We start from the raw sequence: 26,368 nt of genomic DNA on the forward strand, positions 1-26,368 counted from the left end.
GAAGAATGCGGAGAGCTTCCGTCTGCGTAGCCCTATGTATCGCTGGTTTTTGTGTCCTTGTACTGAATGCTCAGACCTCACGTGGCGTGGATCAGAACGCACCGGAAAATACGGTGGATGCCAGGCCTCGGATTGGCCTTGCCTTGGAAGGAGGAGGCGCTCTTGGTATCGCCCATATTGGCGTCCTTATGTGGCTACATGATCATCGCATCCCGGTCGATGAGATAACGGGGACAAGCATGGGAGCGCTGGTTGGCTCTCTGGCCGCCTCTGGACATTCCGCCAGAGAGCTTGAACACTTGGTAACCGATACAAATTTCGACGGTCTCTTCACATTGAAGCCCTCCATGAGCGATCTCAGTTTCAGGAGGCGAGCGGATCAAAATGAGTTGCCCCAGGCTCTATCGATAGGTCTGCGCCATGGGACGCCGTCAATCGGAAACGCGCTGATAGCGGACGGCGAGTTGAATGCCTTTCTTGCTCGGCAATTGAGTGCGTACAACAGCGAGAATCTGGACTTTGACGCATTGCCAATTCCGTTTCGCTGCGTTGCGACGAACCTAACAACATTGCAGCCCGCGGTGTTTCGCTCGGGCTCCCTTCCATTTGCCGTACGCGCCTCCATCTCGATCCCAGGAGTATTTCCACCTGTGCGAAGGGGGCAAGATACTTTGGTCGACGGAGCGATCATGGACAATCTACCTACAGATGTGCTCCGTAGCGAGCTGCATGCTCAGATTGTGATTTCGGTGTATCTCGGTGATTCACCACTTTCAGACCAGGATGCGACTTCTCTAGTAGGAATCTTCGCGCGCACGCTCTCGGCTGGGACTAGCCGGAATGTCCAGCTGAATCGTTCTTCCGCAGATATCGAGATTTCTCCTCAATTAGACAACTTCTCGGTGACGGATTACACCAAAGCGAAAGCTCTTATCAAGGCTGGATATGATGCTGCCGAAAAGCAGGGAAGCAAGCTACTCCCGTTAGCAATATCTGAGTCTGATTGGCAGGTCTATGAAGCTGCACTAACGGCGAAGTTGAGGCGTCTGCCGGCTAACATCCAGGTGACGAGCGTGTCAGGCTCAGACCCATCTGTCTCTGCACATGTGGCCGCGGTTGCGAAGCGGTTAGAGAATCGTCCCTTTGAGCCAGAACGGGCGGAAGCCGTTGTTTCGACGGTGAGAGGTAACGGCGCCCTGGATGCATATTATGAGACCTTCAAGAGCTCGGCCGCGGGATCGAACACTGGCGGCAATACATCCGTTTTGCCCGATGATGGGGTTAAAATCTATTGGGACAAAAAAGCAGACGGGCCGCCCTACTTGTTGTTGGGGACTGAAGTCGTGGCTTCTACTTCGAACGTTACCAGCAGCATTTTCGACATTCGATTCGTCGATCAAAACTTGGGCGGCTACGGCTCGGAACTGCGATCGGATGTCCGTGTTGGATACCTCACGCAAGCGGGTACCGAATACTATCGACCGCTGGGGACCTCGAGATTCTTCATTCAGCCGAGCGTACAGATTCTCCGGGAGCCCGTTTACCTCTGGGAGGATCAGAAACGAGTGTCTGAGCGATTCCTCCAGCACGCGGGTGGCGGCTTCGATTTCGGTTTGGCGGTCAGCCAAAATCTGCAGGCGTCGCTAGAGTATCGGGCAGCAACAATTCGGTGGAAACTTGTCAGCGGAGCGGACTCGAGCCCCACACCGCAGCTTTCCGGACGTGTGGAGAGTGTAGCGGCGCACTTTGTCTATACCACGAGAACCGCAGCGATTGCATCGCCGCATGGCACCTTGATCGACTTCACGGCTGGCCATCTTTTCGACACCTCAGCGAGTGCAGATGCGCCCTTTGCCAAGCTGAGTGCAAGACAATCGTTTACCTTTGCGGGGACTAATCTCATCAGTCTGTCGACTGAGGTAAATACGTACTTTCGAAGCACGGTAGCTGACCCCTTGCGTTTCACGCTTGGCGGCCCCCTGCGTCTCTACGCATCGTCAGTCGATGAATATCGTGGCACGGATACCGAACTTCTACGTGCAATTTATTTGCGACGAATTGCTTCACTTCCAACCGGCATAGGTCAGGGAGTTTATCTAACCGGAGGATACGAACAAGGCAATGTATGGTCCCCGGAGCATCCGGCTATCTTCAGACAGGACGGATTTGGAGGAGTTTTGTTGAGCACACCTGTCGGCGCGATTACGCTCGGCGGCGCTATAGGCGGTGACGACCACCGCAAGATCTTCTTTACCTTCGGCAAGTTATTTTAGACGGCGTCTGGAAAGGGATTTCGATTGAGCATGAATCCAGCAGCGATGAGTGCATTGGCGGTCTTCGGAGGCGCAGCTATAGGGTCGCTCTCTCCGGTTCTCAGCAATTACGTTCTGCAACGGCGAGTTGCGCGTAGAGATTTAATTAACCGCGAGATCGCAGAGAGGCAAAGATTGTATTCCGACTTCATTTCCGAAGGGACACGCCTTCATGCCGATGCGATGACCAATAACACCTTCGATCTTAACGAGTTGGTGAGTCTGTACGCCTTGACGAGCCGCATACGGCTGGTCTCCCAGGAAGAGGTGGTGCATGCGGCGGAAGAGATAGTCAGGAACATCGTGCAGCGGTATGGGGAAATCAATGTGACCCTCGAAGACTTGAGGGAGGCAGCCCTCGCTTCCAAAGCCGATCCTCTTAAGCGGTTTAGCACGACCTGTAGAAAGGATCTGCAAAGGCTCGCTCGATTGGCAGGATGACACATATCTAATCTGTACTGTCACAGGCATTTTTGTTTACCTCAAGATTGATAGGTATGGTGACATCCGATGACCTTCATTCGCCATTAGGGCCCAGTTGGCGCTCCGTCTTCTAACTGAGTTTTTTGTTCAAAGAACTTCCTTTAGACTATTTGTATCTCATAGAAATAAGGGGCGTCAGTCTACTGGATTCGTAGCGGCACTGGAGATGAAATTTCCCGTAACGGAGTAGGCCCCAGGGCAAATTCATGGCCGACAATAAGACCAAGCCTACAGCGATGAGCGTTCCGGCATTCCTCGATACATGCCTTGACGAGACGCGCCGCACAGACGCCAAGACTCTAGCCAAGCTTATGCAAAAGGTCACGGGCAAGAAGCCCGCGATGTGGGGACCGTCGATTGTCGGCTTCGACAGATACCACTACACCTACGAGAGCGGGCGTGAAGGCGATATGCTGATCGTCGGCTTTTCGCCGCGCAAAGCTGCGAACGTTTTGTATGGCACGATAGGCTTTGATGGCGCGGAGGTGTTGCTAGCCAAGCTCGGTAAGCACACCACCGGCAAGGGATGTCTGTACATTAAAAAACTCGCGGATGTGGACATGAAGGTGCTTGAGACACTTGTTGGAAAGGCCGTCGCATCAACGAGGGAGCGATACCCAGAGCAAGTGTAGCCTCGTCGTTTTGCGGTTCGGCTGGATTCGTAACAAATTGCACAGATCAATGCCGATAGGTCAGCTTGTTGTTAGTGATGACAACGTGACGCTACACAGGAGGCCGCCCTTCCGTTTGTCCTCACATCTCGCCCTTCGGGACAACACCGTCACTCGGCGAACCGAAGGAAAGGACCTCTGATTCGCCGAGCATTTATGTTTACGACTTTATGAATTCGAGAAGATCGGCATTGATCTGGTCTGCATGTGTGGTCGGCATGCCGTGCGGAAAGTCTTTGTAGACCTTCAACGTGCCGCGCTTCAAGAGCTTAGCGGCCAGCGGGCCTGAGTCGGCGAACGGCACGATCTGATCATCTTCGCTATGCATCACCAACACAGGAACGGTAATCTTCTTGAGGTCGTCAGTGAGGTCAGTTTCCGATAAGGCCTTGATGCAGTCATATTGCGCCTTGGTTCCACCCATCATTCCCTGGCGCCACCAGTTATCGATGACCCCTTGCGAAACCTTCGCGCCGGGCCGGTTGAACCCATAAAAAGGACCCTCGGGAACATCGCGATAGAACTGAGCTCGATTGGCCATCCCGGCACGAAAGCCGTCGAAGAACTCGATCGGCAGACCACCCGGATTCGACGCCGACTTTATCATGACCGGAGTGATGGCACTGATCAAGACTGCCTTGGCTACCCGGCCGTCGCCTCCGTACTGGGCGACATAGCGCGCTACTTCGCCGCCACCAGTAGAGTGGCCGATGTGGATGGCGTCTTTCAGGTCGAGATGCTCCACCAAGGCGGCGCTATCGGCCGCATAGGTGTCCATGTCGTTGCCGAGATCGGTCTGGCTTGATCGGCCGTGACCGCGGCGATCATGGGCGATGACCCGGTACCCACGCAGCAGGAAGAACAGCATCTGGCTGTCCCAATCGTCTGCGCTGAGCGGCCAGCCGTGATGGAATACAATCGGCTGGCCTGTTCCCCAATCCTTGTAGTAGATCTCTGTACTGTCCTTCACTGTGATGTTGCTCATGAGTCGTTCTCCTGTTGGGTTATGTTTCTTGTTAATAGGCAGTTACTTCACTTCGGCTATGGCGAAGGCCGGCGCAAGGCGTTAATTAGAATGGGACCGGGCGCACTTAGACGAAACTCCGTCTCAGCTAGTAGAGTCGAGGGTATTCCTCATGAGAAGAGTCCCAAGTGACAAAAACGGCGCCGAAACTGCCACTCCTTCGAAGAACCGAACCTCTGAGGTCGGGATTGTGCTCTATTCCGGAGCGCAAATGTCAGCTGTTCTTGGATTGACCGACCTGTTTACGGTCGCGAACAGACTTAGTGTTGAACGAGCAGGTGCAGACGCCAGAGAACTCCGGATCAGCCATTGGCAGGCAGAGAACGAGACCGATCGCTTCGTGCGTGTCTTCGGCTCCCATCCGGATAGCCTCCCGCAACAGGAAACATCGATTGAGTGTCTGATTTTGCCACCGACTGTAGATGTAGATCCTCAGGAAAAGCAGTCGGTGAGGGATTTTGAGAAATGGGTAAAAGCGCAGTATGCGACTGGCACGCTACTCTGCTCGGTGTGCGGGGGGGCGTTCTGGCTGGCCACAATCGGATTGTTGGATGGCCGCTCGGCCACTACACATTGGTCCTATGCTGAGTTGCTGGCGACACGCTTTCCCGAGATCCGCGTTGAAAAGGACAAACTGATCATCGATCACGGGGATGTCATGACGGCGGGAGGCGTGATGGCCTGGATCGATCTTGGATTGAAGTTGATCGACCGTTTCATTGGCCCTACGATCATGCTGGAGACCGCCCGTTTCTTCCTTGTCGATCCGGCCGGCCGTGAGCAACGCTTTTACGCAAGCTTCTCCCCCCAAATGAATCATGGAGACGTGCCGATGTTGCAGGTTCAGTTGTGGCTTCAGTCTGGCAACGCAGAATCGGTCACTATTAGCGAAATGGCTGCAAAAGCTCGATTGGGAGAGAGAACCTTCCTACGCCGGTTCCAAAAGGCCACCGGACTTACACCTACCGAATACGTACAACATTTGAGAGTGGGGAAAGCCCGCGCTTCCCTGGAGTTTACGTCCCTGACAATCAATGAAATCTCATGGAGCGTGGGATATGAAAACGCCAGTTCGTTTCGTAAAGTGTTCCAAAGAATCATGGGGCTAACGCCAAGAGATTACCGCCGCCGCTTCGGAGTCGGTGACAGGCAAAATGGTAATTCGGTAAATGGGTGAAGTCGGGTACTACTGTTGCCCCCGAATCATCAGAGGATCAGTTGTCGATACAGGCCAATGCATTCATTGAACGCTCGGGCCGAGCGGATCACTTCCGCAAACAGCCTTTGTACTAACGTTTATGAGGACTCACCTTTTTCGGCAGCTCAGGAGACGGTAGCTTCGCCCGTTGAGTGTCAGCGATCAAGTCCCTTTGTCGAGACTTCGGACCCAGATGGTACGTGGAACGGTTCTACGGAGATACGCTCGTACCGCACTTCCAGCACGGTCAGGGTTTCAGTGCCGCCCGGCGCATGAAGAAACACTTCATCGTCTTCTGCCGCTCTCATTAATGCGCGCCCCAGGGGTGAGGCCCAACTGATGTGGTTGCGGTCGAGATTGACTTCATCTGTGCCGACGATGCTCACCACTCGCTCTGCCCCCGCGGCATTCGCATAGCGCACGGTGGCTCCAAAGAACGCCCTTGTCGCCCGCTGCCCTGTTCTCGGAGCTTCCGGATCTACCACCTCCGCGGCTTCGATTCGTTTTGTCAGGAAGCGAACCCGTCCATCGATCTGCCGCAGTCGTCGCTTGCTGTACTGAAAGTCGGCGTTTTCACTGCGATCGCCATTGCCCGCAGCCCACGCTACCACCTCCACCACGGCTGGGCGATCCTTGGTGAGCAAAAAAAGGCGCTCATCTTTCAGGCGTTCGATCCCGCCTGGAGTGATGTAGTTTTTGTCGTGGTTCGCCGCGGGCTCCTCTACTTTCGGTCTTCTCGTAAACCCTTTTCGCATCCAGCGGCCCTCCTTAGCGAGCGCCCGGAGCAGTCTTTTGCATGACACGAAGATCCCGCCGTTGCGCCCACTCCAGGAACGATCGTTCGTCCTTCACCTCGAAATAATTGCTACGCGCAACGCCGATCCAATTCGCCATATGGGCCTTACTCCACTTCGGTCTCAGAGTGCATCGGAGACCCATAATTGCAGCTGATATCGTACATTAAATAGCGTTGTTCAGAGATTCAATGACTCAGTGGGCTGGAATAAAGCATGTCTTGACCGGGCAACTGTTTGTTCATTGAAAGAGAAGACTGAGCATTCTTCGGCCGGACAAGTTGCTTACCCCTGTCGCTGGTCTCTCGCGCGCTCTACCAGTATGACCAAGGCTATAAACGACCAGACGATAGCAATCAACATCACGGTTGCTCCGAGCAGAGGAAAAAGCCAGACAATCTGAGAGTTTCGAAAAGCCAGACTCCCAAATGCCGCGGCGAAGCAGTGGAATTAGTTGCCTCCAATACCACTTCGAGCGCGGGAAGGTTTGCATGAACATCACTGAAGACAACTATTCGATAGCTCTGCCGAATTGTATAGCCTCAAACTTTGAGTATCTCGAAGCGTGTCTGCCGGTGATATGCAATCTTTGCGAAAATAAGATGGTTCAGCTAGGCGGAGTGATCTAAAAGTTCTGTGATGGAGCGAGCTATACGCTCGTTGTCTCGCTGGGGGGTAGCAGTGATAGGCAGGAAGATTGCGGTTTCTTCGCGGCGGCAGAGAATATTGCTTGCCACAAGACGGCGCATCGTGCTGATCGCCGACGTGACACTCCCGCAGTCCAGGCCTATCCAGTTGGCATAACAGTGTTCTGTGGTCCGGAGACCGGTCGCATCTTGAAGCGTATGCTCGATGCTTTTGCGGACGTCCGCATCCTCGCTCATTTTCCAGGTAGGTTGGAGCAGCGGTGCTTGGTTGTCGAGCTGATAGAAGAGGTTTGCGATTCCAAGCTTCTGGAGGCGTATGAGGTGGCCGCTCCAATAGTGGGTCGTCTTGGCGATCACTGTGATGACGTTCTTGATCTCCTTCTCTACTCGGAAGGCGGGCCCGGCAGGAAGCAGGATCGCGTCCCCGTCCAAGCGCACAGACACGTTCTCCATTGTGATGGCGCGGAGCAGCCACCCGGCCATAGCGTCGTTACTGCAAGGCACGCGCAGCCAACCTGGTGTGTCGGAGGGTGCCACCCGCAAACGCGCGGCGAGTTCGACGCCGCGCGCGATTTCGTCGCAGACTTCGGCGTAGCGAACCGGCTCTGCGGCGATCGACTCCGGGGTGCCGGGTTCCAACAGCTTGCCTTTGTGTGGCGGGCCGCCTGCCATCGCAAGGTCGCAGAACGAGCCCCACATGCGGTCCCATTGAACGTTACCGTTTACATCGAACGCCAGCGGCGCTGATCCCATAGACACGGGCTGTACCTCGTCGGTGCGGCCTCGGTAGATACTGGGTAGCAGCGTCTGCAGACGATCCTCGGCCGTCTGGATTGCGTTGGACAGGTTCGGTTGTGTAATGGTTTCGTTCATGATCATTGCTGAGGTGCGTTGTGCTCCCAATCGATTGCAGTATCACTCACAAGTATACGAAAGATCGCCTGTCCAATGGTGATAACAAAAGCGGCACATTCGTAGCGGATACCTATTAACTTGTAACCATTATTGGAATTGCGATTCGATCTCAATTTCGGAACGAACCTGCGTGGCCCATGCTCAGCGACGAAGGGAAGATCACTATCGACGTAGAGATGGTCCAGAAGTGACGCCCCTCAATTCAGAAGAGAGTTCAGCGGGCGCAACAGACGGTAAATCTGCGGCGCCGCCGTCGGACTCGGCTGCGGACGTGGTCACGACTTCCGTTTTCGCGCTGGTCTTTGTCTTCGACACTTGCCGGGCCGCCTTTGTCACTCGGGCCATCTCTTCCTTGGCAAGCTCAAGCGTGTTCTTGAGTTCAAGGTGTGCACCACCGAACTAGGCACGCGTCGAGGGTAGATGTTGGTCGAACTCCTCGGGAGTTCCGGTAAGGCCGACGGCAGTGGCAAGAGCAGCGACTCATTGTGCCAGTTTAGACGCATTGCAGGGATGGTCACGACTCGCCTTCCCGTTCCTGGCTACTGCAGGCTGCGCTTTCCTTTCCTGAGGAAACGCGGGCTGTTTTCTGACGGGCTAAATCAACTGATCGAAAATCGGAAGTGGGGAGTGTATGCCTTCCGGTCCATCCATCTCGCTGGCTGGCGCGTCATCGTTTGCTGCCGCTTCGTCGAGCAAGAAGTTGCTAAGGCCCACTCCAACCAGACGGTAGAGTTGCCGAGGCCCAAGGTCGATTCGACTACGCAGGCTGAGCGCAAGCTCAGTGAGCTCAGCGCATGTCGAAATGGAACTCGGCTGCGTGAGACTACGTGTGAGGGAGTTGAATTCTTTCGTCTTTAGCTTCAGGACGATCGTCTTTGCCTTGCGGGCATTGCCGTGCGATGCGGTCCAGACTTTGTCTGCGAGCCGCCGAATGTGAGGTTCACACTCTGTGAGCGGAATATCTTCGGGGAAAGTATCTTCGGCAGAGACCTGTTTTCGAATTCGATTGGCGACTACGGGATTATGATCGATGCCTCGAGCCAACTCGTGGAGCCGCGAAGCCCAGCGACCGAAGTGAAGCTCCAGGGCAGGGAATTCCATTGCGCGGATATGGCCGACCGTGGTGATACCAGCCTCAGCCATTCGTGCTTCTGTCACCTTGCCGACGCCGGGAATACGGCCCATAGGAAGTGTCAGAAGAAACTCCTGGGCCTCATGGGGCTGGATCACAAAAAGACCGTTCGGTTTCTTCCAATCCGAAGCGATCTTCGCAAGAAATTTGTTCGGAGCGACGCCGGCTGATGCGGTAAGGTTCAATTCCTCCCGGATCTGCTGCCGAATGGTTTTCGCAACAAGCGTAGCAGTCGGCAGTCCCAGCTTGTTCTCTGTCACATCGAGATACGCCTCATCGAGCGATAGCGGCTCGATGGCATCCGTGTGACGTTCGAAGATGGCTCGGACTGCATGGGAGACAGCTTTATAACGAGTGAAATCCGGAGGGATGAAAATAGCCTGCGGGCAAAGACGTTCTGCGCTTACGGCGGGCATCGCGGAATGTACGCCATAGCGCCGCGCTTCATAAGAGGCGGCGCAAACGACAGACCGCTTTCCCGTCCAGGCGACAACGACCGGTCTGCCGCGCAGGGCGGGATCGTCCCTTTGCTCGACGGACGCATAAAACGCGTCCATGTCTACGTGCACGATCTTGCGAATACCCAGCTCTGCGACTAAGTCAGGCATTGCATAACTCGCACGTACTGTAGTGCTCTGCGAAGGCGTCCCACTCACGGAGGTCAGCAAAATCGGAGTTTCGGAGGTCCACAAGGTCACTCGGCTTCAGAGATGCGAAGTCCGAAGGCCACTGCTCTCCGAAGCTACGCAAAAGTGCGGTTCCTTCCGGACAAGGAGGCCCCTTATCCACCGGGAAAAGCCGCTCTATAGCTGCGTCGCTCACTTGCCTCGCCATTACACCCCGCTCGACATAGAGGTATTTTGCCATATTCGCCTTGTATTCGCCTAGTCTTTTAAGGCCAACCAGCGTGTATTGCGGCAGAAGCGGAATGTCGCTGCTTGGCGCGACATAGCGAGATGATTCGGATGTGCATCGTAGTTTAATGATGGTTCTCAGGAGACAAGCGATGCCCATACGTCCGACATGGTCCGGTTCTGTCCAGATTTCACTGGTTTCGATCGCTGTAAAGATATTTCCAGCTACCAATCCGGGGCGGCAGGTCGAGTTCCATCAGATAGATCGCAAAACTCATGAGCGTATTCATCATCGAGATGTCGACGAAGGTGGTGATGTGAAGAAAGCAGACATCGTGAAGGGCTACGAATACGCCAAGGACCGTTATATCGAGATCGATCCGGAGGAGTTAAAGGCGCTCCGGATTCCAACAGCGACGACGATGCAGATCAAGCAGTTCGTCAAGGTTGAAGAGCTGCCGACATCCTTATATGAGCGGCCGTACTTTGTTGCTCCGAAAGACGAGGTTCAGGCCAAGGCTCTCTCGATCATGCGCAAAGCTCTTGCCGACACGAACACGCTCGGAATTGGAGAGATTGCATTCAGCGGCCGCGAGCATCTAGTGGCGATTGGAGCACCTTTAGACCCTAAGCAGAATGGACTCATGCTCTACCTACTCCGCTATGAGGATGAGCTTCGTGACGCGAAGTCCGCCTTGTCAGGCGTAAAGCAATCCACGGTGGCCGCTGATGAGTTGTCTTTGGCAAAACAGCTCATTAAAGGTGGTACGTCAAAGTTTGATCTATCCGCGTATAAGGACGACTATGAAGCCGCCGTCAAGAAGCTGGTCGATGCAAAACGGAAAGGAAAAGAGTTGCCCGCGCCCGCGCCAGAACCCACAAGCACGAAGGTGGTCAACATCATGGATGCTCTACGTAATAGCCTCGCCGCAGAGAGAAAGCCGAAGAAGACTGCAACTAAGAAGACCGGACGCCGAAAGAGAGCCGCATAGCCATTGGCTGTCCGAGTATGTTCGCGTTCGAGACGCCTTGGCGCAGTCTGCTTCAAATATTCCGCGCGATCTCGTTTACTCTTTTCAACTCGTTCGCTGATTCCTGGTCTCTGTTTTCAGTCGAAAGGAAGCAAATGACTGCCCTCGATAGAAATCAGGCTCCCATCGATTGAAGTTGAGGGGGCTTACCAATAGTGGCCGCATGGATCACAACAGCAGACTTGCAGGAACCCTCCGCGAGGCGGCGTTCGGCTCATGCCTGTGATTGAAGCTTCATTTCTGTTGACGTCCGCATTCGTTTTCATGCCCTGGAGCGCCTGGCGAAGGCCGAGTACATTGTGCCGCCAAACCGAGATGGCCGCGTTGTCAGTTTTTCCAACTGCTCCACTCCAAGCTCGTTGAGAAGTTCGCGAAGCCTCACAGAGCCGACCGGATATGGCCCCCACGGATTTGGCTTGGAGCGCTCGTATTCGACAATCAATAGGCTATCCGTCAACGATAAGAGCCTTCTCAGGAATGTGTGCTGGTCCCTAATGAAGTGCAGGGCGTTTGCCAGAAGCATTCCATCGGTCGACGGAATGCATAGGCTAGGGCTCTGGATGTCCCCAATGATCTTGCGAACTTCGACTTCGTCGTACTGGTCCGGAATCCGATCTAATGCTCGTTGATCGAAATCGATTGCATAAATCGTGCTGCCTGGCGCGAGCAACTGAGCAAGCGCAGCGGTGAACGCTCCGTTGCCACAACCAAGATCGCACCAGGATTGTGGTCGTGCCCAGTCAATGAGGGGTGTCCGTATAAGTGCAGTGGTCTCGTTGATCTTCACTCGTCCACTTTACTTTAGCGAGTGGCGTGAAGAAATATCCTGACAAGTGAATGCTCAGGATATTTCGCGATGGGGAGGATGATCTCCGAGTCGTGACAAAGGGGCCTATCAGGCGCTTCGCCGCCTCGATGAAGCTGTCTTGGCACCCCTCACCAGACCGATACCTCTCTTGGGTTCAGACTTAACACTCGCAGCGGGTTTCTTCGTGGGTAGTTTGGCAGCCTTCCCATCATCCCCACCAAGACTCTTTTTCAGCGCGTCCATCAAGTTCACTACGTTACCGCGAACAGGCGTTGAATCTTCATCGTGCGGTGTGGGCAAATGTTTCACTTTCGCATCCACCAACTCACGAACAGCGACCTCATATCCGTCCTCAAACTTGGATAGATCCAACTTCGCCGCTCTCTTCGCGATGAGCGATTCGGCCAGCTCCAGACTCTCGCCATTTACGTCGACATTTCGAAGATCGCGATAGAACTCTCCTTCGCTTTTCAGTTCGGCTGCGTAGCGCAACGTATAGGCCATCATCCCGCCACGTTCATCATCTCCTGCCGCTCGAATCGCAACGATGTTTTCGCGACCAGAGAACGACACCTTACCGATCGCGACTTTGCCGGTCTCCTGCAATGCCTTTCTGATGGTCGCAAACGCTTCCAGGCTGTCCTTCTCCGGAGTCACGTAGTAGGGCTTTTCGATGTACTCTGGCAGCAGTTCTGCGGCGTCCACGAATTGCGACACGTCTATGGTGTGCTTCGACGGAACCTTGAGGTTGTCGAGTTCTTCGGACTCGATGATGACGTACTGGCCTTTTGCGTATTCGTAGCCTTTAACAATCTCGTCTTTAGCAACAGCAGTCGCAGGAGCTTCGCTGTAGGCCGAGACCGAACTGTCCAGGACCTTCTGATGACGGACTCGTTCGCCAGTGCTTCGGCTTATCTGATGGAACGCAATGGAGGCTTTGCTCTCCGTCGCCGTAAAGAGCTGAACCCCGAAAGAGACGAGTGAGACCTGTATCCGACCGGACCAGTAAGGACGCGCCATCTTTAGCTCCTAGGACGTAGCACTAATGGGATTCCCATTAAACCCCAGGGTTTGCCTTAATTCCAGTGCAATCTGTCAGGTGTCATTTCTTGCGGAGCTTGTATTTGCCTATTATTCGCCTGACGGCTCCGCGTTATGGTCCCTTTCGGACGACCGCCAGCGCTGGTTTGATCATTTGGAGTGAGGAATAAGAAAGGAAACTTCCAGAAATGGAGGCGAGAGGATACTCTCGCCTCCATGGTATTACTTGACCACTTCGGCCTTCTTGGCGGCTCTTGTCTTCGCGGCATCAGACATCTTGTTCCGAGTCTCCGCAGAGACCGTCCTCTTCTTCGCCGGAGAAGTCGACTTTACGGATCCGGTCTTCGCTGGAGCGGACTTCTTTGATGCGGTGGCCTTCTTCGTTGGTGCCGCAGTCTTCGCGGACTTTCTGGCGGTGTACTTCCGCTTTTGTGGCGCAGCATGTGTTGTGCTGGTCGGAGTTGTTATCGAAGGCGACTCTTTCACGAGTGAGTCGCGGATCCTGGTTACACGCTCAACCTCTTTGCCCAACCGCGCTAACTCTTTGTTCAGTTCACTGATTGCTCCGTCTATGCTCATCCATCCTCCGATAGACCAAGCCTAACATCTGCTGCACAATTCAGGGCCATGTGCTGGCCGGTCAAAACACCGCCGAACGCGGCAACGAGTCCAACGCCTGAGCCTACGAGGGCGGCAGTGACAGCGTCCATGGTTTCTCCGATGAACAATTGTACTCAGGCCTTAGCTAGGGTATCGGAGCTTTGCGACTGCGAATGGGATGATGACAACTAGCTAGCTGCGCGCAGGTCTTCCTAGTGAGCGGCGCTGTAAAAGACTGGCTTCGCCATAGCTTCAATTCTGGCAGCCATCTCCTCAGCGGGGATGCGACCCCGGGTCGTCGTCCGACCTTTTGGAGGACATTTGTGCTGCACCACTAGGGAGCAAGCAGATGTCAGAGGAGCATAAGCGCAACCTGGAACAACCTGCAACTGTGTTGATGGTTTCGGTACGAGTGCGACGCTGGTTGCTGTCGGCCTACTCCCCAATCGTGTGCAGCACAACCTCTCGTCTATGAGGGCGGACTCGGTGTTCGAATAGGTAAACACCTTGCCAAGTGCCCAGTACGAGACTGCCATTGGCAACCGGTATCGACAAGTGGACCTGGGTGAGCGCTGTTCTTAGATGAGCGGGCATATCATCGGACCCTTCAGAGTTGTGCTGGTATGGCCCATTCTCAGGTGCAAGCCTTCCGAAATAGGCTTTGATGTCTTGGCGCACCGTTGGATCGGCATTCTCCTGAATCAAAAGCGAAGCTGACGTGTGCCGGCAAAATACGGTGAGAAGGCCGATTTGAATCTTTTGATGCCTCACCCATTCGCTGATGGTCGACGTAAACTCATAGAGGCCTTGGCCACGTGTCGATATTTCAAGGTTGTGCAATGCCTGCATCAATATTCTGTCTCCGGAATTTCTAATTATGTTGGAACTGAATCGATTCGTTTGGATGCTGATGTCTGGCCTTACGGCGCGCCGCACTGCTGCTGTTGATCCCGTCGAAGCGCTTCGAGCCGAGTAATTACGCTCCGTAATGTAGCCATAGGCTGGAGGCGCCCTTTGCGATTACTAACCATCTGCCGTCTTGTGTTCTTCTAATCCCTTTCGCGTCTTCTTGGGTCAGCGGGCGGCTGCGAGGACGGCGGGACGAAACTGTGCGATGAACTCTTCAGTCGTGGTCGAGCCAAAGGCGACCGCAGCCGTGCCGCCAGCGAGGATGACTTCGACGTCGGTGATGCCGATGAAGGCGAGGACGCGCTTGAGGTAGCCGGACTCATAGTCGGACCCGGCAGAAGACAGACCTTCGTCGTAGGTGCCGCCTGAGGCAATGATGATCTTGCAGGTTTTGCCGGTGACCAGACCTTTGCGGTCGGGCGGTCCGGAGTGGGTGACGCGGGGGCGCACGATCAGGTCGATCCATGCCTTTAGATTGGCGGGGACGGTGAAGTTGTACATCGGCGTTCCGATGAGAATCTCGTCCGCGGAGAGGAGCTCGGCGATCAGTTCGTCGGAGACTGCCAAAGCTCGTTGCATCTCGGGTGTGTGCTGGTCAGTGGTTAGGAAGATGCCGGTAATCCATGGAATGCCAACGTAGGGCAGGTTATTTTCCGCGAGGTCGCGCAGCACGACCTTGCCGTCAGGGTGCTCTATCTGCCACGCTGCGACAAAGTCATGGCTGAGCGAACGCGAGATGGAGTTGAGACCACGAGGGCTGGATTGGATGTTGAGCAGCGTAGGCATATGATTCCTTTCGAGGGCGGCAAGCGTGGCGTGCCGGATAGTCAATATGCTTGACCATCTAATCCAGAGTTCACCATGCCAGATGCAATATGGTCAAGAATATTTACTAAAAATGAAAAAAGGTCTGCATAACGTCGCACGAGGCTTGATGGTGGCATCACGAGCGCACACGGCTGCCGTGACTGCGCGGTTGGCGCAGCGTGGATACGATGATTTTCCGTTTGCCGCGGCGAGCCTGCTGTGGTTGATGGATGAAGGTGGTACGCGGTCGACTGTTTTGGCCCAGCGGGCCGGCGTGAGCAAGCAGGCAATGAGCCAGCTGGTGAGATTGATGGAGCGGCAGGGGTACCTGGAGCAGGTTCCGGACCCGACTGATACGCGGGCGAAGGTGGTGCGGATGACCGAACGCGGTGAGGCGGTGAAGACCGCCTGCGTCGAGGTGAGGGAAGAGTTGAACCACAAGGTGGCAAAGGCCCTGGGAATGGATGAGGCTGGGCAGTTGGAGGCGAATCTGGACGCAGCGGCGGCTTTGTTCGGGGAGATTGCTGGGACTTGATGGTGCATGCATCGGCTGGCCGACCAGTCGGCCCGTGAGTGAAGCGTTGAAGAAAAGTCCTTCACGCTCTTTGTCGGTGACGGCGTTGTATAACTACGAATCGCCACGAGTGTAGTTGAAGTAGAGCGGCTTGCGCTCCCACATCCGCGTCTGGTCACTCGCGAGCTGGGTCAGCGCCTCGGCAACGTCAACGTAAGACACGCTGCCGCGCTGAATATTGCTCAACGTCGTTTCCGGACGGAGCAAACCGCGCGATGGCGCTTCTACCATTTGGCCCATGCGCGCATAAACGAAGCGGAAAGCAGGGGGTGTATCCTCGAAACACCAGTGCAGCGCTCGCTCCATCTCACGCCAGCCCTTCCGCGCGATGAACGTCCGCAGCAGCCAAGCCATAGTTGCTATCGGCCAACTGTTGATCGTTCCTCCTGGCTCAGGCAATAGCTGGCCGCCGATCATCAGGAGGACGCAATCACTAAGTCGCCCATCGGCATCCAGTGCCTCCACCGTTGCGCGGGTGATGACGCCGCGATCCGCATTGTTGGCGGGCTGCCCCTTGGCATGGCCAAACGGAATTGCGCTCGAAGCATCGATGATTGCGTGCGGTCGACAAGTCCGGACGGCTGTGGAGATGGACGCCGCGTCCCCGAGATCGCCCTTGAAGATAGTGACCTTCGAACGCAGCGCCTCAGGCACTTTGGCTGGGTTGCGGACAAAGGCTGTGACAGCCCAACCTTGAGCACTGGCGCGCTCCACCACGAGATGGCCCGCTTTGCCGGTAGCGCCATAGACCAACAGGTTGCGAGCTTTAGATTCCGTCATATCGATCCTTACCGTGCGGTGGCTCACAGCTTTGAGAAGAAATCCGTCTGTTCAAGATCAGCCAGAAGCCTCATGTGCGTCGGGCTCCAACCCAGGCGCTCTCGTGTGAGCTTACTCGATGTTGGATTGTCGAGTGGCACCGCCGGCCCGATGAATCCGAACTGTTTCTTAGCCTCCTCAGGCGTTTTGCTGACAACCGGTACGTTCAGCCGCTGCCCGATCACCTCCGCAATCTCGCGGAACGGAATGCCTTCCTCGTCGACACCATGATAGGTTCCGCCGGCAGGTCCCTGCTCAAACGCCAACCGAAACAGGTGTGCAGCGTCCAGATGGTGCACCGAAGGCCACCGATTCATGCCATCGCCCACGTACGCCGACTCCCTCTTCTTGCGTGCCATCGGGATGAGTAACGATGCAAGCCCGTAAGCTGTAGGCCCGTGAACTATCGGCGGCAGCCGGATAGCGGACGTACGAAGCCCACGCGCCGCCCAATCCTTCAGCACGTCCTCATTCTTGGCCCGGATACCTCCGAAGGCTCTCGGAGAGTGATCATACGTTTCGTCCTCGGTTGCGAGCAGTTTCGGCTTCATTCCCAACGTTCCAAAGGTCGCCACCAGCGGGCTGCCTTTACCCAGAGCCGCTGCTATCGTCTCAATCGCACGGCGGTCTGTCGCGGCGGCGGCTTCCATAAACCTTTGGACAATCCCGCTGGGTGCGCCACCGAGAAAGACACCGAGACGAGTACCCAGCGGAACGTGCGCAAGTTGGTGATAGAACGCCGTATGGATCGCACCATCCGCGGCCGAAGCGCCACGGCGCAACCCCTCCAGGTCGTCAACGGTGCCTAGCTGCACCTGAGCACCGGCTTCAACCAGTTTCTTCCCGGAAGCCTCTGAGCGAGCCAACCCCGTGACCTGATGGCCTGCGCCGATGAGTTCCTTGACGATGGCAAAGCCGATGAATCCTGTAGCCCCGGTCACAAAAACGCGCATAGTCCTGTCTCCTATGCAGCAGCCTAAGGAAGATCAGCGATAGAATCTATGCGATGGAAGACGCATTTCTATCGAGATCGTCCAGAATTGCAGACGACCCGCTTTCAGACGTGCTTTCGCTGCTCAAACCGCGCGGCTACCAGTCCGGCGGAATCGATGCAGGTGGGGATTGGTCGTTCGAGTTCCCAAAGAGCAACGGCTTCTTCTGTCTTGCGCTCGTCTCGGGCTGCTGCTGGCTGTCCGTCGATGGTGTCGACGAGCCCGTCCTGTTGCAGGCGGGAGAGTTTGCGGTACTGCCGCATGGGCCGGCGTTCCGTATGGCAAGCGATCTGGCAGTCGCGCCGGTCGATATCTTCTCACTGAGAGCCGAGAAACTGAACGGCAAGATCCTTACCTGGCAGGGCGGCGGGGCCTGCCTCGGGCTCAGCGCGGTCTTCACCTTCGCCGGAGAGCACGCAAACATCTTGTCCGAGGTGCTGCCGACTCTCATCCATATTCGCAATCCTGCAGACCGCGCGGTGCTGCAGTGGTATCTGGAACGCATGATGGCCGTCCTCCGCAATCCGCAACCGGGCGGCGTGCTCCAGGGCGAATACCTCGCGCAGATGATGCTGATCGAAGTTCTTCGGCTCCACATGACAGACAAGATGACGGGCGGAGTCGGTTGGCTCTTCGCACTTGCCAACAAGCAATTGAGCGCGGCCATAGCAGCGATGCATGAGCGTCCAGGGCATCGCTGGACCGTTCGGGAACTCGCCGAGCGCGCCGGCATGTCGCGGTCAGCCTTCGCGCTGCGCTTCAAGGAGCAAGTGGGGACTTCCGTCATGGAGTACCTGATTCGATGGCGAATGCTTCTCGCTGCGGAGAGGCTACGGAACTCGTCGGATGCGGTCTCGTCCATCGCTCTTTCGCTTGGATACGAATCCGAAAGCGCGTTCGGATTCGCGTTCAAACGAGAGATGGGCTGTTCTCCACGTCAGTACTGCCGTGCACGAGCTTCTGCTTCGAAGACTTCCGTTTCCTCAGAACCCACAAGTATGACTCCGTCCGAGCCCGCTGTAGAAACGCTGCCTCCACAAGCCGCCTTGCAGACTTCCTGATTTCGACCAGATTGATTCCTGACCCATAGGTGCGCCTTAGTCCCGTGATCTTCGATTGAGAGTCAAGGCCCAGCGTGTCTATCACGCAACTCCAGCATTCGCTGGAGATGATTACGCAGGAGTTGACCGCGGTCTATAAGTTCGCTCCAAACACTTCGCCAGAGGCCTACGGCAGGGCGGAAAAGATGCTTAAAAGCGGCCATTTCACCTTCACTGACGACGAGATCGACGATTTTTTGCCCCCGGCACTCCGGAAGAATAAACCGACGTCAGGGACATAAAATAAATTTATGTGCGGACGTTACGAGAGACGCGGCGACAAACAGGCTATGGGAGCCTGACTGCTTAGGTGCCGCAGAAAGTCTGTCGGACACATTCCTCGGGGCTGGCTGGCGTGACATACCGTTCCAAGTCCGGCCTTTCCTCGTACGGATGTGACAATATCTTCAGCAAGTCCTCGAATGGCTGGAAGTCCCGGCGCTCGACGGCGGCGTCAAGTGCCGCCTCTACCACGTGGTTCCGTGGGATGTACGCCGGGTTTGCCAACCGCATGGCCGCAGCGCGTGCCTCCGCGGATACGGGCTCTTCCTCCAGGCGTCGGCGCCATTCAGAAGCCCATAAGTCGTAAGCCCCTGCGTCAGCGAACTGCTTGCGTACTTCCTCGTCTCCTTGCGATCCGGCCACAGCATCGCACAGCCGGAGGAAGGTCAGGGTGAAGTCGGCGCCGTTACTGGCCATGCGCTGCATCAGGTCGTCGGCCAGCGCTGCATCACCCTCGCGTTCCCTGAACAGGCCAAGCTTGCGACGCAGGCCGGTAGCTCGAGCAGCTGCGAACTTGAAATCGAAGGCGGCCAGCGCCTCGTTGGCCGACGCTTTGGCGGCCGATTCGCTACCCTCTTCGGGCTCCAGGATGGGCAGTAGCGTCTCGGCGAGACGCGTCAGATTCCAGAGCGCAGCGCGGGGTTGATTGCTATAGGCGTAACGTCCCTGATGATCGATGGAGCTGAACACCTTGTCTGGCTCGTATGCTTCCATGAAGGCGCATGGGCCGTAATCGATCGTTTCGCCCGATATGGAGGTGTTGTCGGTGTTCATCACGCCGTGGATGAAGCCGAAGAGCATCCATTGTGCGACCAGATACGCCTGCCTAGCGATTACGCCATCCAGCAATGCCCGATATGGCCGCTTCTTACCTGCGGCCTCAGGATAGTGCCGGGCGATTGCATAGTCCGCTAGCCTGCGTATACCCTCCGTGTCAGCCTGAGCGGCGAAGTACTGGAAGGTGCCCACGCGGAGGTGACTCGCCGCGACTCGGGTCAGAACGGCTCCGGGCAAGACCGTTTCGCGAAACACCCGTTCGCCAGTGGCGACCGCGGCCAGGGCGCGGGTGGTTGGCACGCCCAGCGCCGCCATTGCTTCACTTACGATGTACTCGCGCAGGACCGGACCGAGCGCGGCTCTGCCGTCGCCACGGCGGGAGAAGGGAGTCGGACCGGAGCCTTTGAGCTGGACGTCGTAGCGCACGCCGTCAGGCCCCATCACCTCCCCTAACAAGTTGGCACGGCCGTCGCCGAGCTGCGGAACGAAGTATCCAAACTGGTGTCCGGCATAGGCGAGTGCCAGGGGTTCGGACCCCTCGGCGACTCGGTTGCCTGCCAGGATTTGCACTCCTTGTTCGCTCGCCAGAGCGCGCGGGTCGAGCTCAAGGCTACGGGCCAGTTCCAGATTCAGCTTCACAAGGCGCGGGGTCGCTACCGGTGTCGGATTTACCCGAGCGTAGAAGCGCTCCGGTAATCTCGCATAGGTGTTTTCGAAACCGAGACGGACGGCCTGGCGGTCGGAGTCGGAGGTGTCGGGTAACGGCATTGAGGGAAGATCTGGTGAACTCATGGTCTATTGGATGTCGGCATGTTGTATTCGCTTCGGCTTAGGTCCGTGACTGCGATTTTCATATAGGTGCCGTAGCAGCGGCGGCGCAAGCGGGCTTTGAGCGTTACGAAGCTGATGTCGGAGACGGCGGATCAGACCTCCTTCGCCCCTTTCTCGCCCTCAGGCCCTCATACCTTCAAAGCGAGAAGGGAACTGCCGTCCCCTGATTGCCAAAGCCTAGTGCCGGTGTTGGTGCCGGTTCGTACCCGGTCATAAAGCGTTTGCCAATTCCGCTCCTTATGCCGGAACTGTCACCTCGGGAAAACAGTGCCCCAGGAAGAAACCGTCCCACACCGATGAATTACGCGAGTCGCAATGAGTGCCTCGCGTAATTTGCACCAATCGACAGGGGCAGAGAAGGGCCGGATTCTTTGTAGTTTCGAGAACCCCGTTTTTCTTGCACTACGGATAGGCGTCTGATCGACGATGAGAGCCTTGGCGATTTGGCCATCAATGGACACCTAGCGGATAAGGCACAACTACTGGTAGTTGTTGCAAACACCGTTTTGCAGGGGGGCAAGGAAAGATCGTGCCCTATGATGCAGGGGAAGCGGATCGTCGAGGAACAATGGAGGAGCACGATCAGTGGAATCGTGGAGCGCGAGGAACGATTCCTCGTAAAAGTGGCCAGATTTCTTTCAATCTTGCGCATCAAGGCGGGCCAGCCACCCCCCGATCACTCGCGCGCACTCTTCCGGCGCTTCCTCCGCCAGCAGATGGCCCATCCCCGCCAATGTCACGCGCTCGCTATCCTCAAGATGCTCTTCCAGCTCCGCTGCGCTTGTAATCGGAACGATCGGGTCTTCGTCTCCCCAGATCAAAAGAGTTGGAGTGGCGATTGCCGCCTTGGTCAAAACTTCACGCAACTCGCCCATATCCTGGTCCCACGTCCCAAGTATTTCGAGCACGCGACGCAGTGTGTTGCGATTCCGTAGCACGCTCAGTTGCCGCCGCAAATGCCACATCCGGATGCGGCTCTTCGACCCCGCAGCCTCGTTGTACGCTCGCAGAATCATCCAGTTCGGAGCCAGTGGAATACTCAATGCAAGCATGCGGCCAGGCTGTCGGAGATAGAAATTCACCACGCGGCTTCGGTATCCGCCAAAAGGATGCGCTGGAGACATCAGCACCAACCCCTTCAACCCCGGGGACCCCATCGCCGCGAGCCGCAAAGCGAGCACTCCCCCATGGGAGTGTCCGATGACAACCGGTTGCATCAGGCCGATGCTCTTCATGAAACTGTGGATCAGCCCGGTAAGACTCGCCTGACGAACATCCAGCTTCTTCGTCCTGTCCGCCGGCTGCGCCGCAAGCAGATCTATCGCCACAATCCGCCTGTCCGCCGACAGTCCGGCGATCAGCTCAGTCAGCGTCTCCGCCGTAGCCAGCAGCGCATGAATCAACAGAATCGGTGGGAGGATCGGCGGTACATTTTGTCCTTTGACCGCTTCCCGCTCCATGTAGGCGAGACGAACCCCGTTGACCACGACGTCAAGGTACCGGTGACGCATCACCGCCCGAAAGCCCGTGATAGATTCCGCATACTCGCAGCATAGCGAAAAGGGAGCTTCCTCGAAAGTCCGCTTTGCGGCGAGTTAGATTGAGGTTTCCCAAAACCGGTTTCTGTGGAAACGGAGCCTATATGAAATCAAACAGTGGTTGGGGCTGCCGAAAACTCTGTTTCGCGGCTTCTTTGGATAGAAGCCACCCGATTACGGGGCTGCTGGTCGCGGCTTCTTTGTTCTGCCCGACGCTAATTGTGCTGGCCCCAGTGATCAGAGGTGATGGGAGGCGCGGAGCGCCAGTCGATGCGCTGGCCGGAAAGGCGCGACTTTGGGCGGCGGCTGGCCATCAAGAGCTGTGAAAGGTTCTGCGTGAGCAGCAGCAGGCCATAGCCGGACCCATGGGCGTGATGATGAGACATCAGGTCGAAGGAGAGGAAGAACATGGCCGCGACCGTCAGCGTCGCATAGACACCCACGACCAAGGGGGTGTCGAAGGTAACGCGAAAGCGTTCAATCTGCTCTGGGGGCCAGCGCTCTGATTCGATGCCGGTGCGCAGGTCATAGCTAATCCATAGGGAAGCGATGAAAGCGCCGAGCGCGGTCACGGCGAACAGAGTGAACCACAGAGCGAAGGCGTGTCCCGAATGGACGCGCACCAGCGGCGCAACAAACCATATCACTGCGGAAACAAGGCCGAGCACGACGCAAATGACTGCCTGTTGCATGACCGAAATGGAGCGGACACGCTGCATGTGGGAATTATAGAGGGTCTCCGATGCAGGCGAGACTAGAAAGGGGCTCCGACGCAATCGCGAATTGAGGGTGGTGGTCTGCTAAGGGCATGGCAGGGATTTCAAAGAGAGCCAAACTCTCTACGAAGGGATCTTAATGACGATACCCTCCGAACCTTTCAGCTCGACAAAGTTGCCTACCCGCTCTGCGCGACGACGAGAATCAGTACCAGCGAGAACGATCCCGGATTCTGCAGCCACCTGAACGGGGCTGTGACCGAAATTGAGAAAAACCATGAGACGCACGTGATCTGTGGCTAGTTCGTAGTTTAATAAATCGCCTAAACTTGTTACGGAGCGCAACTGGCCACTCACCAAAGCGGGATGCGCGCGCCTAAGTGCGATCAACCTGCGATATAGGTTCAGCATGGATTCTTCGTCGCAGTTCTCAACTTCAACATTCACTGCTCGGTGGTCTGCTCCGAGAGGTAACCAAGGCTGGCCGCGCGTGAAACCGGCCGTATCAGAGCAATCCCATGTCATAGGACTGCGTTCCGGATCTCGTCCCATCCCAATTCCGGGCTGCCTCTTTTCCGCGGGGTCCTGCACATCTTCCGGCCGGACGAACGCGTTGGTCATGCCTATCTCTTCGCCGTAGTAGATAGTCAAGGTTCCCGGAAGAGTGAGCAAGAGCATAGCTGCTATTGCGGTTTGTGAAAGGCCGACTCTTGTAGCAATGCGTGCGTTGTCATGATTCCCTAATACCCAGTTTGGCCAGGCTCCCGGCGGCAACATTGTCATATATTCGGAAATAACCTGGGCAATGGCTCGCGCGTTCCATGGACACTGGAGAAGGAGGAAGTTGAATGGCAGATTCGCGCCATTCAAATCCTGTCCGTAGTATGTCATCAGGTCCTTTACAGGAAGGTATATCTCGCCTATGAGGACGCGTCCGGGATAGCTGTCAATCACGGCCCGCATTTCTGCTACCACCTCGTGGACCTCCGGACGATTGGAGTTGTATACCGGTAGCAGGCTGTTGCCGGAGGACTGGTCTGGACCAAAGTCAGGATTCGATGGATTGTCGCGATACTGATCGTCTTTGATGATCAGCCACATGACATCGACGCGAAATCCGTCGACACCCTTGTCCAGCCAGAATCGCAGAGCGTCGTACATGGCCGCCCGAACTGCCGGGTTGCGCCAATTCAGATCTGGTTGCTCTTTCAGGAAAGAGTGATAGTAATACTGGCTCGTAAGTTCATCCCACTCCCAACCCGAACCGCCAAAATTGCTCATCCAATTATTCGATTGATCGCGCCACAGATACCAATCTCGTTTGGCATTTTCACGCGAAGATCGACTTTCCAAAAACCACGGGTGCCGATCGGAGGAGTGGTTGGGAACGAAATCGAGAATCACCTTTAGATCTCGACGGTGAGCTTCAATGAGCAGGCGATCGAAATCTTGCAAGTTTCCGAAGATTGGATCAACGTCGCAATAATCAGCGACGTCATATCCGAAATCGGCCATGGGAGATCGATAGATAGGCGCGATCCAAATAGCACCGACCCCGATCCCCACCAGATAATCGAGCCGCTGAATAATGCCATCCAAGTCTCCTATGCCGTCTCCATTGCTGTCCTGAAACGAACGCGGATAAACCTCGTAAATCACTGCAGATTGCCACCAGGCGAGATTGTGCATCTAAAATTGCTCCTCGAAGATTTTCGAACTGAAAGATCGCCCCATGATCAATGACCTCTGGTACAAGAACGCAGTCATTTATTGCCTCTCAGTCGCAACTTATATGGATGCAAATGGAGACGGTAGCGGCGATTTTCAAGGCCTGATGCGCCGCCTGGATTATCTGCAGGGGTTGGGCGTCACGGCGATCTGGCTGATGCCGTTTCAACCATCTCCCTGCAAGGATGACGGCTACGATGTAGCAGATTACTACGGCGTCAATCCCCAGTACGGGACCCTGGGCGACTTTGTTGAGTTCACCCACGGCTGCAAACAGCGTGGATTGCGCGTGCTAATCGACCTCGTGGTTAACCACACCTCCAATGAACATCCGTGGTTCCAGGCCGCACGTCGCGATCCGCAATCCAAATATCGTAACTGGTATGTTTGGTCCAAAAAGAAGCCCAAGAACGCTGCCTCAGGTGTGGTCTTCCCCGGCGTGCAGAAGTCGACCTGGGACTACGATGAGGTTGCCAAGGCCTACTACTTCCATCGCTTTTACGATTTTCAACCGGATCTCAATACTTCCAATCCTGAAGTTCAAGCGGAGATCCTCAAGATCATGGGCTTCTGGTTGCAACTTGGAGTCTCCGGCTTTCGCATGGATGCCGTCCCATTTGTCATCTCTCAGAAGGGCGCAAATGTTACCAAAGCTGAAGAGCAATACGATATGCTACGCACCTTCAGTCAGTTTTTAACCTGGAGAGAAGGAGAAGCAATCATCCTGGCCGAAGCGAATGTGCTTCCAGGTACCGACATGAAATATTTCGGCTCCGCCGGTGAGCGCTTGCAGATGATGTTCAACTTCGAGGTCAATCAGCACCTTTTTTATGCGCTCGCAACCAGCGATTCTCGACCCCTCGTTAAGGCAATGCGATTGACGAAGTCGAGACCCGCTACCGCGCAGTGGGGACAATTTCTCAGAAATCATGATGAACTCGACCTCGGACGTCTCGAACCCAAGCAGAGGAAGGCTGTCTTTAGTAAATTTGCTCCCGATCCGGACATGCAGCTGTATCAACGCGGTATCCGACGTCGACTCGCCCCGACGTTGCAAGGTGATCGTCGCCGGCTTGAACTCGCCTACAGTTTGATGATGACATTACCGGGCACACCAGTGATTCGTTATGGCGACGAGATTGGCATGGGGGACAATCTTGCACTGCCAGAAAGAAACTGTGCCCGAACACCTATGCAATGGTCGACAGAGCCGCAAGCGGGCTTCACGAAGAGTGATCATCCGGTGCTGCCTGTGATTAGCGATGGACCATATGGCTTTCAACACGTAAACGTTGCAGATCAGCGTCGGGACCCGAACTCGCTTCTCAACTGGATGGAACGTATTGTCCGCATGCGCAAAGAGGTTCCTGAAATTGGTTGGGGCGACTTTTCTTTTATTTCGGTGGGGACTCCGGAGGTCCTGGTGATGCAGTACAGCTGGCGCAATAACTCCGTGCTCTGTATACACAACCTTAGCGGCGAGCCACGAGAGATTCGATTCGCGCTTCAAGCCGAAGAAATGCCCTGCATATTGGCTAATCTTTTATCCAACGATCACAGCCAACCTGATTCGAGTGGCCGACATTCCATACTTCTTGAACCGTATGGATATCGCTGGTTTAGGGTCTGCGGCTTAGACTACCTGCTCAAACGAGCAGAGATTTGAGACGCAATTTATCGCCAGTCGCAGCCTGAGCTAAGAGCCCATATGTTGGTCAATGAGGTCGCGGTAGGGACGATCATTACTGATCGCCCCCCGCACAGATCCACACGAGCGCTCATTAG

The 26,368-nt window shown here is 55.7% G+C and carries 25 protein-coding genes; 10 read left to right on the forward strand and 15 right to left on the reverse strand.

The features are described 5' to 3' along the window. The first annotated feature begins 86 nt into the window (after positions 1 to 86). From GSQ82_RS10250 to GSQ82_RS10260, 3 genes are all read left to right on the forward strand, one after another. Entirely contained in the window at positions 87 to 2,273 is a 2,187-nt protein-coding gene (locus GSQ82_RS10250; protein ID WP_158792150.1) for a patatin-like phospholipase family protein, read from the forward strand. A gap of 30 nt (positions 2,274 to 2,303) precedes the next feature. Then, on the forward strand, positions 2,304 to 2,753 hold the full coding sequence (locus GSQ82_RS10255) for a hypothetical protein (protein ID WP_158792151.1): 450 nt from the start codon (positions 2,304 to 2,306) through the stop codon (positions 2,751 to 2,753). 248 nt (positions 2,754 to 3,001) lie between these two features. Then, positions 3,002 to 3,427: a DUF1801 domain-containing protein gene (locus tag GSQ82_RS10260; protein ID WP_158792152.1), complete on the forward strand. Its 426-nt coding sequence runs from the start codon at positions 3,002 to 3,004 to the stop codon at positions 3,425 to 3,427. 199 nt (positions 3,428 to 3,626) lie between these two features. On the opposite strand, the gene GSQ82_RS10265 is transcribed toward GSQ82_RS10260, so the two are convergent. Beyond that, on the reverse strand, positions 3,627 to 4,451 hold the full coding sequence (locus GSQ82_RS10265) for an alpha/beta fold hydrolase (RefSeq protein ID WP_158792153.1): 825 nt from the start codon (positions 4,449 to 4,451) through the stop codon (positions 3,627 to 3,629). A gap of 250 nt (positions 4,452 to 4,701) precedes the next feature. Between GSQ82_RS10265 and GSQ82_RS10270 the strand changes: the two genes are divergently transcribed. Beyond that, positions 4,702 to 5,667 (forward strand): GlxA family transcriptional regulator, encoded by a 966-nt coding sequence (locus GSQ82_RS10270; RefSeq protein WP_254061554.1) that lies wholly within the window; start codon positions 4,702 to 4,704, stop codon positions 5,665 to 5,667. A gap of 176 nt (positions 5,668 to 5,843) precedes the next feature. On the opposite strand, the gene greB is transcribed toward GSQ82_RS10270, so the two are convergent. From greB to dinB, 4 genes are all read right to left on the reverse strand, one after another. Next, a complete protein-coding gene (greB, locus tag GSQ82_RS10275) occupies positions 5,844 to 6,443 on the reverse strand; it encodes a transcription elongation factor GreB (RefSeq protein WP_158792155.1) in 600 nt (199 codons plus the stop codon). Positions 6,444 to 6,456: 13 nt separating this feature from the next. Then, positions 6,457 to 6,582, reverse strand: a complete 126-nt coding sequence (locus GSQ82_RS25345; protein WP_256370071.1) for a hypothetical protein — start codon at positions 6,580 to 6,582, stop codon at positions 6,457 to 6,459. A gap of 511 nt (positions 6,583 to 7,093) precedes the next feature. Continuing rightward, positions 7,094 to 8,002, reverse strand: a complete 909-nt coding sequence (locus tag GSQ82_RS10280) for a hypothetical protein (RefSeq protein ID WP_158792156.1) — start codon at positions 8,000 to 8,002, stop codon at positions 7,094 to 7,096. Between the two features lie 636 nt (positions 8,003 to 8,638). After that, a complete protein-coding gene (gene dinB / locus GSQ82_RS10285) occupies positions 8,639 to 9,784 on the reverse strand; it encodes a DNA polymerase IV (RefSeq protein ID WP_158792157.1) in 1,146 nt (381 codons plus the stop codon). Positions 9,785 to 10,182: 398 nt separating this feature from the next. Between dinB and GSQ82_RS10290 the strand changes: the two genes are divergently transcribed. Then, a complete protein-coding gene (locus GSQ82_RS10290; protein WP_158792158.1) occupies positions 10,183 to 11,022 on the forward strand; it encodes a Ku protein in 840 nt (279 codons plus the stop codon). Positions 11,023 to 11,323: 301 nt separating this feature from the next. Here the strand turns inward: GSQ82_RS10290 and GSQ82_RS25700 are convergent, their stop codons facing one another. Beyond that, on the reverse strand, positions 11,324 to 11,848 hold the full coding sequence (locus GSQ82_RS25700) for a class I SAM-dependent methyltransferase (RefSeq protein WP_158792159.1): 525 nt from the start codon (positions 11,846 to 11,848) through the stop codon (positions 11,324 to 11,326). 108 nt (positions 11,849 to 11,956) lie between these two features. After that, positions 11,957 to 12,889 carry a Ku protein gene (locus GSQ82_RS10300; RefSeq protein WP_158792160.1) on the reverse strand — a complete coding sequence of 311 codons (933 nt, stop codon included), beginning with the start codon at positions 12,887 to 12,889 and terminating at the stop codon, positions 11,957 to 11,959. A 298-nt stretch (positions 12,890 to 13,187) separates the two neighbouring features. Between GSQ82_RS10300 and GSQ82_RS10305 the strand changes: the two genes are divergently transcribed. After that, positions 13,188 to 13,514: a hypothetical protein gene (locus tag GSQ82_RS10305; RefSeq protein ID WP_158792161.1), complete on the forward strand. Its 327-nt coding sequence runs from the start codon at positions 13,188 to 13,190 to the stop codon at positions 13,512 to 13,514. A gap of 431 nt (positions 13,515 to 13,945) precedes the next feature. On the opposite strand, the gene GSQ82_RS10310 is transcribed toward GSQ82_RS10305, so the two are convergent. After that, positions 13,946 to 14,359: a secondary thiamine-phosphate synthase enzyme YjbQ gene (locus GSQ82_RS10310; protein WP_254061555.1), complete on the reverse strand. Its 414-nt coding sequence runs from the start codon at positions 14,357 to 14,359 to the stop codon at positions 13,946 to 13,948. 225 nt (positions 14,360 to 14,584) lie between these two features. After that, entirely contained in the window at positions 14,585 to 15,205 is a 621-nt protein-coding gene (locus GSQ82_RS10315; RefSeq protein ID WP_158792163.1) for an FMN-dependent NADH-azoreductase, read from the reverse strand. A gap of 148 nt (positions 15,206 to 15,353) precedes the next feature. Between GSQ82_RS10315 and GSQ82_RS10320 the strand changes: the two genes are divergently transcribed. Beyond that, positions 15,354 to 15,761: a MarR family winged helix-turn-helix transcriptional regulator gene (locus GSQ82_RS10320; protein WP_254061556.1), complete on the forward strand. Its 408-nt coding sequence runs from the start codon at positions 15,354 to 15,356 to the stop codon at positions 15,759 to 15,761. 93 nt (positions 15,762 to 15,854) lie between these two features. Here GSQ82_RS10320 and GSQ82_RS10325 read toward each other — a convergent pair whose 3' ends face one another. Both GSQ82_RS10325 and GSQ82_RS10330 read right to left on the reverse strand, forming a co-directional pair. Continuing rightward, positions 15,855 to 16,580, reverse strand: a complete 726-nt coding sequence (locus GSQ82_RS10325) for an NAD(P)-dependent oxidoreductase (RefSeq protein ID WP_158792165.1) — start codon at positions 16,578 to 16,580, stop codon at positions 15,855 to 15,857. Between the two features lie 23 nt (positions 16,581 to 16,603). Further along, on the reverse strand, positions 16,604 to 17,572 hold the full coding sequence (locus GSQ82_RS10330; RefSeq protein ID WP_158792166.1) for an SDR family oxidoreductase: 969 nt from the start codon (positions 17,570 to 17,572) through the stop codon (positions 16,604 to 16,606). A gap of 53 nt (positions 17,573 to 17,625) precedes the next feature. Here GSQ82_RS10330 and GSQ82_RS10335 point away from each other — a divergent pair, with 53 nt between their 5' ends. Further along, on the forward strand, positions 17,626 to 18,672 hold the full coding sequence (locus tag GSQ82_RS10335) for an AraC family transcriptional regulator (RefSeq protein ID WP_158792167.1): 1,047 nt from the start codon (positions 17,626 to 17,628) through the stop codon (positions 18,670 to 18,672). Positions 18,673 to 18,746: 74 nt separating this feature from the next. Next, the gene (locus GSQ82_RS10340) at positions 18,747 to 18,953 is read left to right on the forward strand and encodes a hypothetical protein (RefSeq protein WP_158792168.1); all 207 of its coding nucleotides are present in this window, start codon (positions 18,747 to 18,749) and stop codon (positions 18,951 to 18,953) included. Positions 18,954 to 19,017: 64 nt separating this feature from the next. Here the strand turns inward: GSQ82_RS10340 and GSQ82_RS10345 are convergent, their stop codons facing one another. From GSQ82_RS10345 to GSQ82_RS10360, 4 genes are all read right to left on the reverse strand, one after another. Next, a complete protein-coding gene (locus GSQ82_RS10345) occupies positions 19,018 to 20,538 on the reverse strand; it encodes a YdiU family protein (protein ID WP_254061557.1) in 1,521 nt (506 codons plus the stop codon). 701 nt (positions 20,539 to 21,239) lie between these two features. Beyond that, complete coding sequence (locus tag GSQ82_RS10350; protein WP_158792170.1) at positions 21,240 to 22,112, reverse strand: alpha/beta fold hydrolase; 873 nt, start codon at positions 22,110 to 22,112, stop codon at positions 21,240 to 21,242. A 242-nt stretch (positions 22,113 to 22,354) separates the two neighbouring features. After that, a complete protein-coding gene (locus GSQ82_RS10355; RefSeq protein ID WP_158792171.1) occupies positions 22,355 to 22,858 on the reverse strand; it encodes a hypothetical protein in 504 nt (167 codons plus the stop codon). Positions 22,859 to 22,978: 120 nt separating this feature from the next. Next, positions 22,979 to 24,544, reverse strand: coding sequence for an alpha-amylase family glycosyl hydrolase (locus GSQ82_RS10360; RefSeq protein ID WP_158792172.1), 1,566 nt, complete (start codon positions 24,542 to 24,544; stop codon positions 22,979 to 22,981). Between the two features lie 43 nt (positions 24,545 to 24,587). On the opposite strand from GSQ82_RS10360, the gene GSQ82_RS10365 reads away from it, so the two are divergent. Then, complete coding sequence (locus GSQ82_RS10365) at positions 24,588 to 26,249, forward strand: alpha-amylase family protein (RefSeq protein WP_158792173.1); 1,662 nt, start codon at positions 24,588 to 24,590, stop codon at positions 26,247 to 26,249. Positions 26,250 to 26,368: the final 119 nt, after the last annotated feature.

The sequence above is a fragment of the Granulicella sp. L60 genome (assembly GCF_009765825.1).
Lineage (GTDB): Bacteria > Acidobacteriota > Terriglobia > Terriglobales > Acidobacteriaceae > Edaphobacter.

Excerpts from the sequence above, each read along its gene's own strand:
- GSQ82_RS10255 (WP_158792151.1), top strand. The coding sequence starts at position 2,304 with ATGAATCCAGCAGCGATGAGTGCATTGGCGGTCTTCGGAGGCGCAGCT.
- GSQ82_RS10260 (WP_158792152.1), top strand. The coding sequence starts at position 3,002 with ATGGCCGACAATAAGACCAAGCCTACAGCGATGAGCGTTCCGGCATTC.
- GSQ82_RS10265 (WP_158792153.1), bottom strand. The coding sequence starts at position 4,451 with ATGAGCAACATCACAGTGAAGGACAGTACAGAGATCTACTACAAGGAT.
- GSQ82_RS10270 (WP_254061554.1), top strand. The coding sequence starts at position 4,702 with ATGTCAGCTGTTCTTGGATTGACCGACCTGTTTACGGTCGCGAACAGA.
- greB (WP_158792155.1), bottom strand. The coding sequence starts at position 6,443 with ATGCGAAAAGGGTTTACGAGAAGACCGAAAGTAGAGGAGCCCGCGGCG.
- GSQ82_RS25345 (WP_256370071.1), bottom strand. The coding sequence starts at position 6,582 with ATGGCGAATTGGATCGGCGTTGCGCGTAGCAATTATTTCGAGGTGAAG.
- GSQ82_RS10280 (WP_158792156.1), bottom strand. The coding sequence starts at position 8,002 with ATGAACGAAACCATTACACAACCGAACCTGTCCAACGCAATCCAGACG.
- dinB (WP_158792157.1), bottom strand. The coding sequence starts at position 9,784 with ATGCCTGACTTAGTCGCAGAGCTGGGTATTCGCAAGATCGTGCACGTA.
- GSQ82_RS10290 (WP_158792158.1), top strand. The coding sequence starts at position 10,183 with ATGCCCATACGTCCGACATGGTCCGGTTCTGTCCAGATTTCACTGGTT.
- GSQ82_RS10300 (WP_158792160.1), bottom strand. The coding sequence starts at position 12,889 with ATGGCGCGTCCTTACTGGTCCGGTCGGATACAGGTCTCACTCGTCTCT.
- GSQ82_RS10310 (WP_254061555.1), bottom strand. The coding sequence starts at position 14,359 with ATGCAGGCATTGCACAACCTTGAAATATCGACACGTGGCCAAGGCCTC.
- GSQ82_RS10315 (WP_158792163.1), bottom strand. The coding sequence starts at position 15,205 with ATGCCTACGCTGCTCAACATCCAATCCAGCCCTCGTGGTCTCAACTCC.
- GSQ82_RS10320 (WP_254061556.1), top strand. The coding sequence starts at position 15,354 with ATGGTGGCATCACGAGCGCACACGGCTGCCGTGACTGCGCGGTTGGCG.
- GSQ82_RS10325 (WP_158792165.1), bottom strand. The coding sequence starts at position 16,580 with ATGACGGAATCTAAAGCTCGCAACCTGTTGGTCTATGGCGCTACCGGC.
- GSQ82_RS10330 (WP_158792166.1), bottom strand. The coding sequence starts at position 17,572 with ATGCGCGTTTTTGTGACCGGGGCTACAGGATTCATCGGCTTTGCCATC.
- GSQ82_RS10335 (WP_158792167.1), top strand. The coding sequence starts at position 17,626 with ATGGAAGACGCATTTCTATCGAGATCGTCCAGAATTGCAGACGACCCG.
- GSQ82_RS10345 (WP_254061557.1), bottom strand. The coding sequence starts at position 20,538 with ATGCCGTTACCCGACACCTCCGACTCCGACCGCCAGGCCGTCCGTCTC.
- GSQ82_RS10350 (WP_158792170.1), bottom strand. The coding sequence starts at position 22,112 with ATGCGTCACCGGTACCTTGACGTCGTGGTCAACGGGGTTCGTCTCGCC.
- GSQ82_RS10355 (WP_158792171.1), bottom strand. The coding sequence starts at position 22,858 with ATGCAGCGTGTCCGCTCCATTTCGGTCATGCAACAGGCAGTCATTTGC.
- GSQ82_RS10360 (WP_158792172.1), bottom strand. The coding sequence starts at position 24,544 with ATGCACAATCTCGCCTGGTGGCAATCTGCAGTGATTTACGAGGTTTAT.
- GSQ82_RS10365 (WP_158792173.1), top strand. The coding sequence starts at position 24,588 with ATGATCAATGACCTCTGGTACAAGAACGCAGTCATTTATTGCCTCTCA.